At 40.3% G+C, this 16,555-nt stretch carries 18 protein-coding genes and 1 pseudogene; 9 read left to right on the plus strand and 10 right to left on the minus strand.

Annotation, left to right across the window (positions count from 1 at the left end; all coding sequences use genetic code 11):
• Positions 1–71 precede the first annotated feature (71 nt).
• The 4 genes from ACO06Y_RS01385 to ACO06Y_RS01400 form a co-directional block, all read right to left on the minus strand.
• Complete coding sequence (locus tag ACO06Y_RS01385) at positions 72–233, minus strand: hypothetical protein (protein WP_422082033.1); 162 nt, start codon at positions 231–233, stop codon at positions 72–74.
• A gap of 250 nt (positions 234–483) precedes the next feature.
• Complete coding sequence (locus tag ACO06Y_RS01390; protein WP_422082034.1) at positions 484–1,695, minus strand: Pycsar system effector family protein; 1,212 nt, start codon at positions 1,693–1,695, stop codon at positions 484–486.
• Positions 1,696–1,735: 40 nt separating this feature from the next.
• Positions 1,736–5,434: a hypothetical protein gene (locus ACO06Y_RS01395; protein WP_422082035.1), complete on the minus strand. Its 3,699-nt coding sequence runs from the start codon at positions 5,432–5,434 to the stop codon at positions 1,736–1,738.
• Positions 5,435–5,700: 266 nt separating this feature from the next.
• Entirely contained in the window at positions 5,701–5,868 is a 168-nt protein-coding gene (locus ACO06Y_RS01400) for a hypothetical protein (protein WP_422082036.1), read from the minus strand.
• A 275-nt stretch (positions 5,869–6,143) separates the two neighbouring features.
• Between ACO06Y_RS01400 and ACO06Y_RS01405 the strand changes: the two genes are divergently transcribed.
• From ACO06Y_RS01405 to ACO06Y_RS01415, 3 genes are read left to right on the plus strand one after another with little or no spacing between them, the layout of a single operon-like run.
• Complete coding sequence (locus ACO06Y_RS01405; RefSeq protein WP_422082037.1) at positions 6,144–6,476, plus strand: YtxH domain-containing protein; 333 nt, start codon at positions 6,144–6,146, stop codon at positions 6,474–6,476.
• Entirely contained in the window at positions 6,476–6,823 is a 348-nt protein-coding gene (locus ACO06Y_RS01410) for a hypothetical protein (protein WP_422082038.1), read from the plus strand. The genes ACO06Y_RS01405 and ACO06Y_RS01410 overlap by 1 nt, the downstream gene beginning before the upstream one ends.
• Before the next feature lies 1 nt (position 6,824).
• Entirely contained in the window at positions 6,825–7,025 is a 201-nt protein-coding gene (locus tag ACO06Y_RS01415) for a hypothetical protein (RefSeq protein WP_422082039.1), read from the plus strand.
• 57 nt (positions 7,026–7,082) lie between these two features.
• Here ACO06Y_RS01415 and ACO06Y_RS01420 read toward each other — a convergent pair whose 3' ends face one another.
• The 4 genes from ACO06Y_RS01420 to ACO06Y_RS01435 form a co-directional block, all read right to left on the minus strand.
• A complete protein-coding gene (locus ACO06Y_RS01420; RefSeq protein ID WP_422082040.1) occupies positions 7,083–7,637 on the minus strand; it encodes a DUF3124 domain-containing protein in 555 nt (184 codons plus the stop codon).
• A gap of 66 nt (positions 7,638–7,703) precedes the next feature.
• Positions 7,704–8,735, minus strand: a complete 1,032-nt coding sequence (locus tag ACO06Y_RS01425; protein ID WP_422082041.1) for a helix-turn-helix domain-containing protein — start codon at positions 8,733–8,735, stop codon at positions 7,704–7,706.
• A gap of 117 nt (positions 8,736–8,852) precedes the next feature.
• Positions 8,853–9,461 (minus strand): DUF2652 domain-containing protein, encoded by a 609-nt coding sequence (locus ACO06Y_RS01430; protein ID WP_422082042.1) that lies wholly within the window; start codon positions 9,459–9,461, stop codon positions 8,853–8,855.
• Between the two features lie 89 nt (positions 9,462–9,550).
• A complete protein-coding gene (locus ACO06Y_RS01435; protein ID WP_422082043.1) occupies positions 9,551–10,264 on the minus strand; it encodes a flavodoxin family protein in 714 nt (237 codons plus the stop codon).
• A 241-nt stretch (positions 10,265–10,505) separates the two neighbouring features.
• On the opposite strand from ACO06Y_RS01435, the gene ACO06Y_RS01440 reads away from it, so the two are divergent.
• The 4 genes from ACO06Y_RS01440 (at position 10,506) to ACO06Y_RS01455 (ending at position 14,091) form a co-directional block, all read left to right on the plus strand.
• Positions 10,506–11,081, plus strand: a complete 576-nt coding sequence (locus ACO06Y_RS01440; protein WP_422082044.1) for a hypothetical protein — start codon at positions 10,506–10,508, stop codon at positions 11,079–11,081.
• A gap of 70 nt (positions 11,082–11,151) precedes the next feature.
• On the plus strand, positions 11,152–11,586 hold the full coding sequence (locus ACO06Y_RS01445; protein ID WP_422084228.1) for a hemerythrin domain-containing protein: 435 nt from the start codon (positions 11,152–11,154) through the stop codon (positions 11,584–11,586).
• 178 nt (positions 11,587–11,764) lie between these two features.
• Positions 11,765–12,661: a mechanosensitive ion channel family protein gene (locus ACO06Y_RS01450; protein WP_422082045.1), complete on the plus strand. Its 897-nt coding sequence runs from the start codon at positions 11,765–11,767 to the stop codon at positions 12,659–12,661.
• Between the two features lie 77 nt (positions 12,662–12,738).
• Complete coding sequence (locus ACO06Y_RS01455; protein ID WP_422082046.1) at positions 12,739–14,091, plus strand: TrkH family potassium uptake protein; 1,353 nt, start codon at positions 12,739–12,741, stop codon at positions 14,089–14,091.
• 10 nt (positions 14,092–14,101) lie between these two features.
• Here the strand turns inward: ACO06Y_RS01455 and ACO06Y_RS01460 are convergent.
• Positions 14,102–14,314 (minus strand): annotated as a pseudogene (locus ACO06Y_RS01460) (DUF2945 domain-containing protein).
• Positions 14,315–14,576: 262 nt separating this feature from the next.
• Between ACO06Y_RS01460 and ACO06Y_RS01465 the strand changes: the two are divergent.
• Positions 14,577–14,867, plus strand: coding sequence for a hypothetical protein (locus tag ACO06Y_RS01465; RefSeq protein WP_422082047.1), 291 nt, complete (start codon positions 14,577–14,579; stop codon positions 14,865–14,867).
• Positions 14,868–14,937: 70 nt separating this feature from the next.
• Positions 14,938–15,387 carry a ferritin-like domain-containing protein gene (locus ACO06Y_RS01470; protein ID WP_422082048.1) on the plus strand — a complete coding sequence of 150 codons (450 nt, stop codon included), beginning with the start codon at positions 14,938–14,940 and terminating at the stop codon, positions 15,385–15,387.
• A 53-nt stretch (positions 15,388–15,440) separates the two neighbouring features.
• Here ACO06Y_RS01470 and ACO06Y_RS01475 read toward each other — a convergent pair whose 3' ends face one another.
• The gene (locus ACO06Y_RS01475) at positions 15,441–16,451 is read right to left on the minus strand and encodes a helix-turn-helix transcriptional regulator (protein ID WP_422082049.1); all 1,011 of its coding nucleotides are present in this window, start codon (positions 16,449–16,451) and stop codon (positions 15,441–15,443) included.
• Positions 16,452–16,555 lie beyond the last annotated feature (104 nt).

Consider the following 16,555-nt stretch of genomic DNA (forward strand, 5'->3'; position numbering starts at 1 on the left):
GGTATTCACATTTATTTTATCTTCACTTTTTTGAAAAAAAAATCAGACTTAGAATACTATTCCGATGAGTACTAGGTATTTTCGTTAACTTCTAAGGCGTTGTTTTTGTTTTTTCCTTCATCCTCTTCCTTGTCCTCTGACTTTGATTTCTTAGTTTTCTCTTTAGACGACCTTACGGTATTTTCATTGACCCTAAAAGCGTTCCCTTTGCTTTCACTTTCTTTTTCTTGCATTGCTACATACTTAATCTGTTAAATGTTCCGGTAAACAATTATTGGGAACAAGGTAGACCAAAGAATTACTACAAACCGATTGTATAAGCTAAATTTTTGACCTTATCCCTACTACTCACCTCTAAAATAACATTATTAAGGTAGTAGAAAAGCATACTACAGAATTGCCGATTTTTAGTCCGCTATGCCCATATTCCAGAATTTTCATTTCATAAAAAGTTATAAATGAAATAATCTGTAAAGCCCCTTGCTATTGCGTTAAATCTGGTAGGTTCAATACGCGCTCGGGGCCAAAATACTTTAGTGCTATCCCAAAGGCAATTACGGATAGTATCATACCAATCATAAAAATAGTATACGTCCACCGCAAAAGCCTATACTTCCTCTCCAAGACCACCCCTAGATAATATAAATCCTTGGTGAGGGATTTATATATATATTCCTTATCCTTTATCAATTCCATCATGGCCCAATTGTATTGCTCAAGTTGCATTTTATGGAAATTCCCAAAGAACAGTAGATTTACCTTTTTTGAGCGTACATCCTCCTTAGTAAACTCCCCTCTTGTAACATTGGGCCTTGTGGCTAAAATTGACATCACCATAGAGACAATACTGAAGATAATAAATATGAAAGTAGGATAGTACAAGTAATCATTGGAAGGGTTATCCAATTTCGGAACCAGATTGGCCAATGCCAAGGAAATGATTATGGCATTTACAGAGAGTAAAATATTGGCTTTGGTATCGGCAATATCGCTTAGTTTTATATGATTCCTTAGAGTTACCCGATACAGGGTCTGTATGCCCCTATCCGGGCTCTGATTCTTAAGTTTGGCTTTTAGGTTCTCTTTTTTTTCAAGTTTTAGTCTTTTCTTTTTAGATTTTACAAGCTTCTTTAAATTTTTATCCTTCCCTTTTTGCCAGTTTTCTTGGGCGTGTTTGGTATAAAACCTATGTTCCGCCCGAAACATTTCAATATTCTTCTTTCTCCATTCCTCCACGGAATAGGAGGCAATTCCCAACAAGGATAACTCTTCGCGTAAAACCTCCGCAACCGCCAAATAGTCTTTCTGTGCCAAATGTGCCGCGTCCGCATCCCGTATAACTTGTTCAGCAACAGTTATAGGCTCATAGGAATGCTTTGTTGCCCTGATACAGGTATGGACTTCATGGATGTAATCATCCGTCTTGCCCTGGATTTTTAAGAATTCCTCCACTATTTCACAACTACTTTCTTCATGGTTTTCAACCTCTTTGGTATAACCCACATCATGAAACCATGAGGCAATCAACAAAATTTCTCCATGCTCATCCGAAAAATCCATGGATTCCATAATTTCTTTTGCGCTTGCAACTACACGCTGTGTATGTCTGAGATTATGAAAGAGAAATTCCGGGCCCAAAGAATGGGTCAATAGATGGGTAACCTTTTGCTCGGTTTTTTCTAGGATATTTGACATAGTTTAAATTTTTTAATAAGAAGCCTTAGATTTTTTTGACTTAAAACCCGAAGCCAAATCCAACTTGGAACATATTGCCTTCAACGGAATTAAAAAACCCCAAATTGAAGGCAAGATAATTGAACCCGCCTATCCAAAATCCGCCTCCTTGAGAGGTATGCCATTGGTTAGAATCTTCATTTGGCTGCCAGACCCGTCCGTAGTCAAAGCCTCCGTACAGACCAATGGTAATGGGAACGACCGAAGTGACATATCGTTTTAAGCGTAACCTTAAATCCGTGGTTTGATAAAAGTAGGATTTTCCGGTAAAGCGTTCATCCCTAAAGCCGCGCAATCCATTATTTCCTCCCAAAGAAGGGGCGTGGTAAAAGAAATAATTATCGCCAAAATTGGTTCTCCATTCCGCCTTGGTTCCCAAGACCAGATTCCCAGAAGGAATCAACTTATGACTTATTTCCGTATTGAACATCAAATATCCAAATCGGTTTTCGGTAATGTCCAAGTTGGCCTTATACCCCCCGGTAAGCCCAAAATAAATGGCTTTAGTGGGAAAATCCTTTACATCGTCATTGTAATAATATAGGGAGGTCTCCCCGCCCACATAATTTTGATGATCAAAAACCCGTTCGTCCAGATTGTTGCGATTAAAAAATCGATTTGCCATCTCCGTAACATCATAGGATTCGTATAACGCCCTTATACGGAATGTGTGATAAGCGATACCTGCACTTATCCTCATTTGTTCCATCCTGGCCCTATAGAATTCTATATCCAATGAATCTTCAAGATTCGGGGTTTCGTTCCCAAAACCAAAGAAGTTGTTCACATAGGTTTCGGAACTATAATAGCTATCCAATTCAAAGTTCCATTTTGGAAAAATATTGGCGAATATTCCTTGGTAGGCAAGTTCGGCGGCCTGAAACGCAAAATAATATTTGGCGGATAAACTATGCTTTTGCCTAAAAGGGTTTCCATTGAATCCATTATCGGTATAGATATTGGTGGCCCCCAGGAAAAGACCATCATCGTTCCTAAACCCTATATTGGGAATTATGACATTGTTGTTCAACTCAAAAAACCGCCAATGAAATGTATTGGTATTATAAACATCGGTCAGTTGTTTTGTAGGAGATTTTTCCTTAAAATCCGATTTCTCATATTTCCAATCATAAACTTTTAAAGCCTTGTCATTGGAAATGGTATAGGTATCCCTTCCATATCCACCTATCAACCGTATAAATATTTCATCCTTCCCGTTGCCGGTCACCTCAAAAACATCATCGTCTCCCAAGCCATAAATCCATATTTCCTTCGTTTCCTTTTTGTTAAAAATGCGCTCATAGAATTTTTCATTGGGGTCATCGCTCAGAATCCTTCTTATAACTATCTTGGTATTTCCATCGGGTAAGCGCTCCACCTTTATGATATCGTCTTTTTCCGTAGCATACAATGCAATGCTCCTGTCCAAAAACCGTCCATATTCCAAAGCATATAGGTGAAGGTTTTGCAATCTTTCCTTTAGATTTTGCTTGATGGTTGCGGAAGTACTGTCCCTCACTTCCATCGGTAACCGTAAAAATGCCTTATCTATAATATCCTCCGTTAAATTTTTCTGGATGTTTTTTGCCTCTTCCTCCCAAGTTTCCGCATCGTATTTGGTCAACAGGGCCTTGTCCAAACTATAGCCCCCCGAATTAAGCCATTTTAAATTTGCAATCTCGCCATCAAAAGATTGCCAGCGCTTGGCAACCGGAAAAAACAATTTTATCAACCCAAGACCGGTACCATCAAATTGCGGAAAGGCATTGTCCCGATCCCTTGGAACGGGCATGAATTCCTTGTCACCATCCTCCTTTTCATATTCTATCCAACGCCATTGGTCTTGATGCCGGTCCCAATCCCCCAGCAACATATCAAAAATCCTGGCACGTAAAAAACTCCTTTGATCAATAGTATATTCTTCGTCACTCTTTACCTTTTCCAACATATCGGTCGTACTTTCCACATCGGTGACCTTACCGGATTCGTCCACGACCCTTCTATATCCCTTGTAGTTCATTTGTTCATCGGAAGGTCGTCTTTCAATGTAATAGAGTTCATTGCCATAATCCGTATTATATCGTCCCAGAGCATTCTGTTTGGGTACATAGAATAGTCTAGTGTCCGAATGGTTCACATCTATGGCCTTTGCCAACGGATTAATCACCAATTGCATGTAAGGATGGGCGGTAGTAAAAAAATCCTCCACAATCTCCTCCGGAACGGTATCTTCATAATCTTCGGCTACATAGGCAACTCCTGGAACCTTGAACTTTAAGAACTTCAAAGCGCTTTTTCGTAGGGATCGCATGGCATATTCCTTGCCAGTCCTATCTTCCAGGCGTAAGGAGTGGGATTGGTGTCCTCCACCTTCCTTGGCCACCTTTAGACCTCCATAAAGGGTGTCCAAATCTACAATTGGAGCGGTAACTGGAAGGCCGTAGTAAGATCTATGCCGCTTGCCCCATAAAAACTCGAAAAACTTGGATTTCCTTAGTTCCTCGGTCTCTTCGATTATGGCCGCCTTCCTTTCCCGGTCTTCCGGCTTTGTAAAATTGGTCCGAACTTCCCCATAATCCAGTTTTGGTAGTATATTTAGGGTATAGGGTTCTATATCCCCAGTAATAAAAGTGGCCCTTGAGGAACCGTCCGCAAGATATTCCAGTTTAACGAACCCATTTTTACCATAGCTGTAGTGTCCCTCATAATCCAGCATTCCCCCTATCGTCTTTATTCTATCCTTGGAAAGATGGGTGGCGGAAGTGCTGCCCAGGGAGCCACTTATGATTTGATGCATACTCCCCCCGGATAAATACTGAAGACTTTCTTCATGGCCGGATACCACGGTTATCCGATCGGAAGATTGCGCCAGGGCACTTACCACGATCCTAAGGTGGTTGTAACGTCTGGAACTTAACCTATCTGGGGAAAACCCACCCACCTCCTTGATACCGTTCACCAACGTACCGATGCCCGGCAGAGGAACCATATGGCTGGCAAAAGTATTATTACCGGCATATTCGCCGTTGCTGAATATGGGATGGTGCATGGCGATGATTATGTTTTTCCCCTGACCATCATTGATATATCCTTCCAATTCCTCCCTAAAACGTCTTCTAGTGACTATATCGCTACATTTATTATTAATGCCCTCCACGCGGGACCAATTGGATATAAACCATTTGGAATCAATAAGGATTACATCCAACTGATCATTGATCACCTTGTGCTCGATGGGGCACGTATTTTCCGGGTAAAAGTGAACCCGCGCCTGGTCTAGGTCCTTGAGATACTCCTCTACCTTTTCAATTTTTTTTGTATTGAAGCTTTTCCATTCATTATTGCCGGGTATAAGTATGGTGTTTCCCTTGAAGTCGGCAATTAATTTCAAATGTCTATTTACCAAAGCTTTATCCTTGGACCAGTTGGCCTTATCCCCGGAAATGTTGTCTCCCAAAAAGATAGCCGTACTATGGGCGTCCGCTGAATCCAGATGGTGTTTTAAAAGCTTGGGAAGGGATCCGTCATCATCACCGTTATTCCCAAGTCCTCCTGATAGGTAAAATGTATGTATTACATTCTGTTCATCCGTTTTGGGTGGGGTTGATTCGATATTGTATTGAAGATTAAAGGTGGCACAGGCATTTAATACAATTAAGGCCACCAAAAGACCTAAGATTCCTTTGATTTTTGCTTTCATAAAAATTTTTAAAGTAAGCCCTATAAATTAAGTGTATGGACATATGGTTTGGCTACCGATGCAAAAAAGGATAAGATGAAATCATTTGCAGAAAAGCAAATCAAGTAAGAACAATATCCCAAATACCTGTTATATTGGAACAGGTAATTTCTTCTTTTATTCCAAACAACCTTAAATTTTGATAAAGCCATATGGTATGCATCCAAAAATTGACCATAATATGGGGAACGAATGACGAAAATCTATTTACCTAATATGAACAACTTTTATCCTATGTCCGCAGCGGAAAATATCAAGGCACTTATTATTACAAGCAAAACAGCTACAATTAGATAGGTTGCTATTTTCGTTTTCCTGTTTTTTTGAAAGATATATTTTTGTGTTGGATTGTCGCTTTCCTTAACAAATTTCGTAGTCTCTTCTCCTTGTTTCATCTTCTCTATTTTATTTGACAAAATATTTTTAATCCATGGACGATTTTATAGTTTGAAAGGTTCTCCAGATTGGTGTTTGGATAAAACCAAACAGTTTTAGCTTACGGCCAAAGTTACGATGACGGAAAATCTTCAATTAGTGCTATCCATAAAAATCTTAACACTTTTACCTCAAAGTATCTCCGTTAATCTTTAAATGATTTGAGTTAATCCAATCGGTAAAAAAGCCAGAATTTTACAGGAAATTAAGGTTTAATCTAAAAAAACATATAGTTATGAGTGATAACACAAATACATTTTTAGGAATTCTCGCCGGAACGGCCATAGGCGCCATAGTCGGCATACTCTATGCTCCGGACAAAGGGGTAAATACGAGAAGAAAAGTCTCCGAAAAGGTCTTGGAAGCCAAGGAAAACTTGGAGGAAAAGGCTTTGGACATCAAAGATACCGTAGCGGATAAACTATCGAATAAAAAGGAAACCCTAGATTCAAAAGTAGAGTCCATAGTTTCCGATGTGAGCTATAAGACCGAGGATTTAATAACCACACTGGAAAACAAATTGGCTGCGTTAAAAGCCAAGAACAGAAAATTACAGAAAACATCCTAATGCCCGTTTTTGAGTCCTTAAACCAAACCTCCAATAAAGCGATAGAAGTTGGTGAAGAATATTATCAAAAGACCCAGGAATACTACAGGCTAAAGATATTTCAACAGTTGGCTATGATTATGGGTAGGTTCTGTAAAATTGCCCTGATTGGGGGGCTTTTTTTCCTATGCCTTACCATATTGGCAGTTGCGGGAATTTTGGCCCTTGGTTCGCTTTTGGGGAATGCCATCTTTGCCTGTTTGGCCGTGGGAACGATTTTCCTGTTACTCGGTAGTTTGGCCTATCGATTTAGGGCTAGGATAGATAATTATATAGTTAGAAAATTATCACGGGATTTTTTCGAATAAGATGAAAGCTTACAAAAACTTAGAGGAAATAAAATATGATTTAAAGCGGTTGAGCCTGGAAAGGCAAATTGCCTTGGAGGAAATTAAGGGACTCAAAACCGATATAAAAGAAGACTTGAGCCCGTACAATTGGTTGGGAACCTTGTTGTCCTCTGTCAAGAAATATGGGATTCTATTCCTTATACGAAAACTATTCCGGTAACACCTGTGCCCTTACACGTACTATTTTAATATGTGCTTTCTAAGGGGGCACATTTTTTTATGGTGTGTTTAAACTGGCCTTTATTGAATATCCGTCGGTTGAAAATGCAAAGTTTCTATTGCCTGTATGACCTATCATAACCGCTTGTATCAAAGGTTTCATATCGGGATTTTTGGCACTTAACGCAACAATGAAATTTGCTCCCCATCCACCGCTATCATCTTCCCTATCTATTACATAGTTTACTGTTGCCATGGGCCGTATACTTATGGAGTGATCTAAATAGCTTTTTACCAAATGACCTTCGGTATTAAAGTAGTCTATTTTGGAGATAAACAACGAGTCTTGATAACTGGTATTGCGGATGCTCAAGGTTGCCGATAACAAGCCCTTTTGATCGGCTTCATCCAAATATATATTGGAGTAAATAGGTACATAAATAGTATCCTTGAACAACATACTATTCTTATTAAATGGTGGGTCGGTTCTTAAAGATTCCAGTTTATCCTGCCCATCTTCCGTCCGGTTTGGACGCTTATCGATACAGGCGGTTAAAAATACCAAAACCAATAGTATCCCAATGGAGTTCCTTTTTCTTATTCGTTTTGACATAGGGTAAAAAAATATTCTCACAAACCTTCCAGACACTTGAAAAATACGAAAAGAAGGGTACTTAAACTAAATTTCAAGTGGAACCATAACGTTTTGTTGAAATTCGCTGGGACTTATCCCATACTTTCTTTTGAAGATCTTGGAAAAATAACTCCTGCTGCTAAAACCTATCGTATATACCACTTCGGAAATACTCATATCCGTGTTCCGGATGTAATCACGGGCCTCCTCTAATCTAGCATGACGAATATACTCGGTTACCGTACGGGTATATAATAGCTTAAAACCTTCTTGGAGCTTGGCCTGGGACAGGCCGGATTCCCTAGAGAGCTTCTCCAACGAATAATCCTTGGATACATTATTGGCGATTTGGTTGGCCAATTTTCGTACGATTTTTAGTTCCCTGCGGAGCAGGGAGGTCTCCGGCATTGTATTGTTAACTGCCTTGTTATGTTGAAAAATGTGCAAGGACAGAATTTCGTAAACCAGACCCTCTACCTGCATAATGCGTACCATACCCTTGGTCCTTACCTTTCGTAAAGCTCCAATTTTGTCCGCCAATTTTAAATCATAAGAACCATAATGGGCATAAACATTTTCATGATCTTCGTCCACAAAGACTTCATATAGTTTTTTGTTCAACGCATCTACCGCGCTAAGGCGCTTTTTTAGGAATGCCTTTCGGTTGATCTGGATTACGTTAATGGCCAGTTTTATATCCTTTGGAAAATACCCATAATTATAACCACCATGTCTACTTGTTATGATAACCGATTGAAATTGTTCCAGTGTACGGATTTCTTCTTCCGATTGGTAGCCGAACCGGTGTCTACAAAAGCCCTCCAAACAATAGGTGAAGTGAATCGGATTATACTCGGAAGTATCCATAATCAAGGTAACCTCTTCAAAGAAGGTAATATCGTACTCCAAAAGATTTATACCCCAATCAAAAGCCATAAACCTGATGTTTCCATTGGCGATTGGATTGGCAACGGTGAGGGTATACTCGCCCCACCTTTCGGTAATGGTACCGCCGATTGCCTGCTGCAATTGTTTTACGATACCCTCGGTACTTTTAGCATTAATGTTTATTTCCATAGGTCGAGCATGTAATATTGGAGGGCAAATCTCATTTTCATTAGTAGCTACTTCATCTATTTCGAATACTTAAGCCCGAAATTAATTCTGTCCGAATCTAACGGAAAAGTCATAAGATCAATTCTCTATTAAAGGTCTAAAGTCTATGTACCAATAGGTCAACTTTCCCAACTGCGGGTAATCCGTTTCGTGTCGGGTCAAGTTGCCCCATTCAAATTCTCGGTCAATAACACCTTCCTTATTGTAATAATTGACCAAACTATCGGATAACAAAAGGTATTCATCCACCGGAACATCATTCTTAAGTAGGCGATGGGCCACTATCAAATCCTCTCCGAACAGTTTTATATGTTTGCCCACCTTGGTCAAACCCACCTCTTCCCCATAGTGTAGTATAATCTTTAATCCCAACATTTTGGGAATATGCACGGCATCCTCCATTTTGGAGTATCGCCTTCGTAAAACCGCTAGTTGCTTATAGAATTCCGTATAAAAAAAACGACACTGACCTACCAAGTTTCGCAATGTTGGCAGCTCTCCTCTTTTATAAAACAACACGGCATCTCCCTCTACCTCGGAAACCTTTAAACCTATTTCATTGGAGTAGATGATATTGTTCAGAAGGGACGGGATAACCTTGGAGCTCAATTCAAAGTTCGCCTCGCCCATGAATTCGGTAAAGCCACTGATATCCGGTATACAAATAAGTGTGGACGTAGGATGCATATCTATATTAAAACAGGCCTGTTGCCATTGTTGAAAGTTAACATTATTTCTGGAATTTTAACGGTGTAAAACCTATCGTTAACCAAGGTTTATCCATATTCTGGGTTTTCAAAATTCCATCGGGTCCCATCATCCCAGTTCTTCTTGGAATTGCCATAAGCCGGATAGCCGTCCAACTCTTTTAGGATTTTGGCAAGGTGGAGTAGATTGTAGGTCATGAACGTTGTGTTTCTATTCGTAAACTCGTTTTCCTTGGCACCGGATTCCTTGTCCAGATAGCTGGGTCCGGGCCCGGCTTCCCCGACCCACCCACAATCCGCCTGTGGCGGAATACTATACCCTAGATGTTGTAGGGCATATAGAATTCCCATGGCACAGTGCTTTATCCCATCCTCATTTCCGGTAATGACACATCCGCCAACCCTGCCATAATAAGCATACTGTCCCTTTGTATTGGTCCTTGCACTCATTCCATATAGCCGTTCAATCAGTTTGGCGGCAAGGGAGGATTTTTCCCCAAGCCAAATAGGAGTACCGATTACGAGGATATCGGAAGCCATGATTCTTTCATAGATAGTGGGCCAATGGTCCTGGGTTGCCCCTTCTTCGGTCATATCCGGCAAAAGACCGTTGGGAACAATATAATCCGCCAAACGTAGATAATCCACTTTTACCCGCTCGGATTCCATAATGTCCATGGAAACCTTCATAAGTCCCTCGGTATGACTTTGCCTTGGTGAAGTCTTCAAGGTGCAATTGATATACATTACCTTCAAAAGGGAAAAATCAAATGATGGATTCATAAAACAGTAGCTTTAATAACATATAACTTAGGATAAAGGTGAAAAAATCATTTTTATGGTTTTATCCTGTTCGATGATAAAATTAATGCGATTGTCGCCTCATCCATTCCCATGCAAATTTGAAAAATATGATGATTTTGCGAATCCGTCAAGGAACAAATCAATAGAGCACAGAGTTGCCAAAACCGTTGTATACTTTTGTTTCAACACTAAGAATTCTAATCTAAATACAATCCGAAAAATGAAAAAAACACTATTTCTAATCTCGGTTTCGATAGCCGTTTTAAGCTGCAATATAAAAAAAGAGGAAAAAGGGGAACTGCCCGATATTGATGTGGATGTATCCGCAGATGCCGGGAAACTTCCGGAATACGAAGTGAATTGGGCGGATGTAAACGTAGGGACCACCACCAAAACCGTTGAGATTCCCAAAGTGGTCATAGTCATGGAAGAGGAACAGGTAGAGGTTCCCTTTATTGATGTGGATATGCCCGATTCCGAAAAGAAAGAAGAACGTACCCTAATGGTAGAGGCCGAAGTGACGGATAATGAACATAAAATAAACATAAAGGAAATTTGGGCAAGCGGAAACCGGCTCTTTGTGATTTCGGAATTAACCAAAATGCAACAGGCCATAGGTGACAAAAAGATGCGCATTTCCGATCAGGTTACGTTGAACGCTCCAGATTTGGAGGTCAAGCATTACATTATTGGTGATAAACCGGATAGAGTGTTCAATACGCAACACACTTATATAAGAAATATGGAGACCTTAAAAGACAAGGTTGGTGATTATAAGGTTATTTACTCAAAATAGTTGGTTTGGTTGTTTGAAAATGGTCCTGGCATAATTCGTTGGGGCCATTTCCCATTTAATAGACAAAATGATGGATATATTCAAGACATTGCGTAAAGACCATGATAAGCAACGTGACTTACTGGATAAATTGGTGAACACATCCGGGGACACCAAAAGGAGAAAGGAAACTTTTGAAAGCCTAAAGAGAGAACTGGAGGTGCATGCGGATGCCGAGGAACGGTATTTTTACAAACCTTTAATAGATAGTGACAAAACCCAGGATAAGGCCCGCCACGGCATTGCGGAACATCACGAGATAGATGAGTTGTTGGAAGAATTAGAACAAACGGAGTTCAGCTCCCCGGCCTGGTTAAAGATTGCCAAAGACCTAAAGGAAAGAGTGGAACATCACTTGGACGAGGAAGAACATCAAGTTTTTCAAATGGCGGGCAAAGTACTTTCCGCCAGCCAAAAAGAAAGTCTTTCCAAGAAGTACCAAACTTATATGGAGAACCGTAAATAGGACAAGGAAGTTGAGGGAATCCAAATGAAACGGTGGAATATTGCGCCACCATTGAACTTAAGGGAATCAGTTTTTGAATTGACCTTTAAGGGGAAGCCATAGACGCTTGCCCGGCCCTAAGAGTTTTCCAGTGTGAAAAAGAATAAAAAACTGCTTTTATACAATCAGGAAAAGGGAAATGATGGACAAAAAATTTAACGATGCCTGGGAAAAAATGGTCGAAAAACTCGATTCATGGTTCGACACTTTGGTGGTTAACCTGCCCAACCTTATCATCGCCCTTCTGGTATTTATCATTACCCTGATCCTTTCCCGATATATCAACAAATTGGCATCAAAAATTCTGGAACGTACCAAACTGCAAGCTTCCATGCAGAATTTGATTTCCAAATTGGTGTCGGTTACGGTAATCTTATTTGGACTTTTTTTGGTATTGGGCATTTTGAATTTAAGCAAAACCCTAAATGCGATTTTGGCCGGTGCCGGCGTTGTGGGTCTGGCCGTTGGTCTTGCACTACAGGGTGCTTTGGCCAATACGTATTCCGGGATTGTCCTATCCTATATTAAACATATAAAATTTGGCGATTGGGTAGAGACCAATGGGTTTGAAGGGGAGGTGGTTGATCTGGACCTTCGTTCGGTTACGCTTAAACAACCTGACAATAATTTAGTTTACATTCCGAACAAGTTGGTAGTGGAGAACCCCATTAAAAATTTTTCCACAACAGCGCAGTCACGGGTTATACTGGAATGTGGGGTAGACTATTCCTCCGATTTAAATTTTGTTAGGGAATTAGTCATAAAAAGAATTTCGGAGGCTTTTGATGAGGTAGAGGACAAGGAAGATATTATTTTCCTTTTTAAGGAATTTGGTGATAGTAGTATCAACTTTGAGGTCCGTTTTTTGATAGATTCTACCTCTGCCCTGGAAGTTGCAAAGGCCAAGACGGAGGCATTAATCCTAATTAAGGAGACATTTGATAAAAATGGTATTACCATTCCTTTCCCCATCCGTACTTTGGATCTGCCCGAAACGCTCAAGATCGAAACGGAAAAAGCAGCGAATAGGGATTAGGCCTCACTTTTTTTTCTTTTGCTAAATTGTGACATCTTTAAAATCTGTCCTATATCCACAGACCAACTCGGTTTTCAATGAAATTGCTAAAAAGAATTTACGGGAAATACCAAAGGTTTAAACTTGGAATGTCTCCCCAACAGAATCTGTTTTATGGTTTTTTCACGTATGTTTTTTTTGGATTTGTACTGCTTTGTCTGCCTGTGGTACAAAAAACCTCTGTATCTGTTCTGGATCACTTGTTTATGGCTACCTCTGCGGTTTCCACCACCGGGCTCGTAACCATCAGTGTATTTGACAGTTATACTATTTTAGGACAGATTATTGTTTGTGTTCTTTTTCAATTGGGCGGTATTGGCTATTTGACCTTCACCACTTTTTTTCTTTTGTCTACTACCAGGAAACTAACACATTGGCATAGCCGGGTACTAAAAACCGAATTTACCCTTCCCGTTACCATTAAGATTTCGGACTTTCTAAAATCCGTGATTATCTTTTCCCTCACTATGGAGCTAATAGGAACGGTGGCCTTTTTGGTGGCCTTTACTGCAGATGGTATGTCCTTTGCCGAGGCCATTTGGCCTTCAATATTCCATAGTATAAGCGCATTTTGTACCGCAGGATTCAGCCTTTTCAACACCGGCTTTACGGAATACGTCAGGGATGGTGCCATAAACTTTATCATATCTGTCCTCGCCATCTCAGGTTCATTGGGTTTTATAGTGGTTACGGATCTTCTTTTATGGATCAGAAGAAAATCCCATAAACTCAGCTTCACTACCAAAATCATTGGTTTTGGCTTCCTGATTCTTTTGGTTTTTGGTTTCTCATTCTTCTACCTCTTTGAACCGGCCGTCTATTCACTTTCGGGAAAAGAACGCATATACGCTGCATTTTTTCAGTCGATGACCGCTATGACTACGGTGGGTTTCAATACCGTGAATTTTGGCTCATTTCTTTTGCCTATGCTCCTGGTAACTATATTGCTCATGTATATCGGCGCTTCCCCGTCCGGAACGGCAGGTGGTATGAAAATAACCACGCTAACAGCTGTTTTGGCGATTATGAAAAGTAGGCTAAGAGGACGTGATAAAATCACGTTTTTAGGCAGAAGCATTCCGTTTGAACGTCTTTATGTGGCTACCTCATCCTTTATTTTCTATACGTCAATAATATTTTTGGGTACGTTTGCCCTATCCTTTAGCGAGGACTTCCCTTTTGAAAAAATCTTGTTCGAAGTGGCTTCTGCCCTGGGCACAGTTGGACTTAGTACGGGTATCACTGGCGAACTAAGCGATTTTGGCAAAGTTTTCGTTATTTTGTTGATGTTCATCGGCCGGTTGGGGGTTTTGACCTTTGGCATCGCAGTATGGTCCAGGGGTCAAAAAAGCAAAGATGTCCAAGTCGTGGAGGATGACCTGGCCGTATAGTAGACATTCTTCAGTCCACACGTTCCACTTCGCTTTCGCTTTTGAGAACATAGTCCCCACCCTCTTGCTTAATATAGAGCGCTTTGTTTCCCTCCTCCCCATTGCGCGTTACGGAGGTGTCTTTAATAGTCTTAGTTACCTTGGAAGTATAGGTCTCCACAACTTTCCCCTTGGCGGTTCCGTTGCCCCAGTTTCATTTTACACGAGTACCTTCAACTATCATTTGTTTTGGCTTTTTGAATTTGCGGATCCCCACCATCTTCAAATACAGGGAACGGATGGTGGGAATAGCTTGGTTATCCCAACCCGCAAACTCTGCAGTAATACATGAACAGAAGAGTTCAAATTTCCTGTTTTTTCGTATTAGTACGGGTTCCAAAAAAATCAATTTTTGACCCATATGGAAAGCCAAAAAAAGCTTGTCAAAATGGGTTAAAAATTCAGGCTTTACAACACTACTAGGCAAAACCTTCATTTTAACTTTAATGAAAAATCAGAAAAGGATGATCGAGGTTGAATTTATATCCGGTGTGGCCATTGGGTTTGCTATAGGCACTACCCTGACCATTTTTATCTCAATGATCAAGAGATTTAAAAATCGTAGGAAGGAGATACCCTTTTATAATATTGGTGAATCCGGTAACGGAACCGAATCTTTTATTGAGATTCCATTGGAAAAAATGATGCTCAAGAAACCTAGAACCAATTCCTTAGGCATAGACCATTTGAAGGATAAAATAAAAAGATTTAAAACGCGCAACCGATTTTACCATTAAACAAAATCGGCTATGATGTAAAGTGGTAAACATCCCAAAATAAATTACCATTCATGTAAAATCAGAAACAATGAGTACGTATTCAGAAACTATTGGAAGTAAATTGAACGACCTCTTGGAAAAAACCTATGATGCCGAAAAGGGATTTAAAAAGGCGGCCGAAAACACAGAACACTATAATCTAAAGGCCTTTTTTGAGCGCAAGGCACAAGAGCGTTATAATTTTGGGCATGAATTAAAAAGCGAGATCCAATCCTTTGGACAGAATGTGGATTCGGGGGATAGTATGGCGGGTAAGGCCCATCGTACCTGGATGGATATTAAGGCCCTATTCTCTTCGGACAATGAAGAATCGATGTTGGAGGAGGCGATACGGGGTGAAAAGGCATCCGTAGAAGAATATGAAGATGTATTGAACGAAACGGCATTGCCACCAAGTACCGCCAACTTATTGATGAAACAAAAAAATACCATTGAAGGTGGGCTTGCTACCATCAAAAGATTGGAGGATCTCAATTGACCTATACGGTTAATTCATAAAAGGGGAGGTATAAAAAACCTCCCTTTGCAATTCTAGTTCACCAAAGGCTGAAAAACGCTGGTCTTATATTTTTTGGGGCTGCATCGGTACTTGTTCTTAAAAATCTTGCAAAAGTAACTTCTACTCGTAAGGCCAATGGAGTATACCACCTCGGAAATGTTCATATCCGTAGTCCGAATAAGTTGTTCCGCTTTTTTTAATCGCACATCCCTGACATATTCACCTATGGTCATACCATGGATAAATTTAAATCCGAGCTGCAGTTTGGAAGCGGAAAGCCCTGATTTGGAGCATAAAGAACCAATGGTATGTGGTAATTCGGGATAGTTCCCGACAAAATCGCATAGCTCCTTTATCTCCTGCAATTCTCTTTTTAGTAATGAGATTGGGGGCAATTCTCCCTCAATAATCTCCCGCTTAAACTGCTCGATCTGCTTTGCCAGTATTATTTGGCATATCCCGGTAAAGTGCATTAAACTGGAAAAAGTGCTTGCGAATTTGGCTTTTTCCAATGTTTTGAGCAATTCCGCAATATCCAGATTAAGCTTCCCTAAATGAAAGTATCCCATCTTTGTATCAAAGGATTGCAAGAGCTCTGCCATAGGGCTGTCCCATCCATTTTTGTCTAAATAGCGATTCCTATGGATTCCAATGGCGTTAAGTACCAACCTTTTATCCTTGCGTATTAAAAGTTCACTTATCACATGTACGCCATTGGAGACCACCGCAGTCTGTAATTCCTCCAATGGAACCAGAATGGCCTCTTTTTTGAATTTATGAAAACAGCTCCCCTGCAAACAATACAAAAAACAAACATGGTTCTGACCCTCCCGATTTAGGCAAATGGTCAAATCCTGGTTTAATCGTAGATCAAATTCAAAGGCAACCAGCCCCTCATCGAAACAGACACAGCGTACTTGTCCACTGCCTAGGGATTCATCCATCCTTAATATCGGAACTCCGTTTTCTAAGGATACATCACCTTTTAAAAAAATCCTTAGTGATTCCAATTCCTGTAATGCCCTTTGTTTTCTTGTATCCATGGCTATTGTTTTACGGACGGACTTTTACTTTGCGTCTCTCATTTGGCTTCATCAAAATTAGTTGAAGCAGCATAGTTTGCTTGCCGAATTTGGAGAAATGTTTA

Source organism: Ulvibacterium sp. (assembly GCF_965228935.1).
Lineage (GTDB): Bacteria > Bacteroidota > Bacteroidia > Flavobacteriales > Flavobacteriaceae > Ulvibacterium.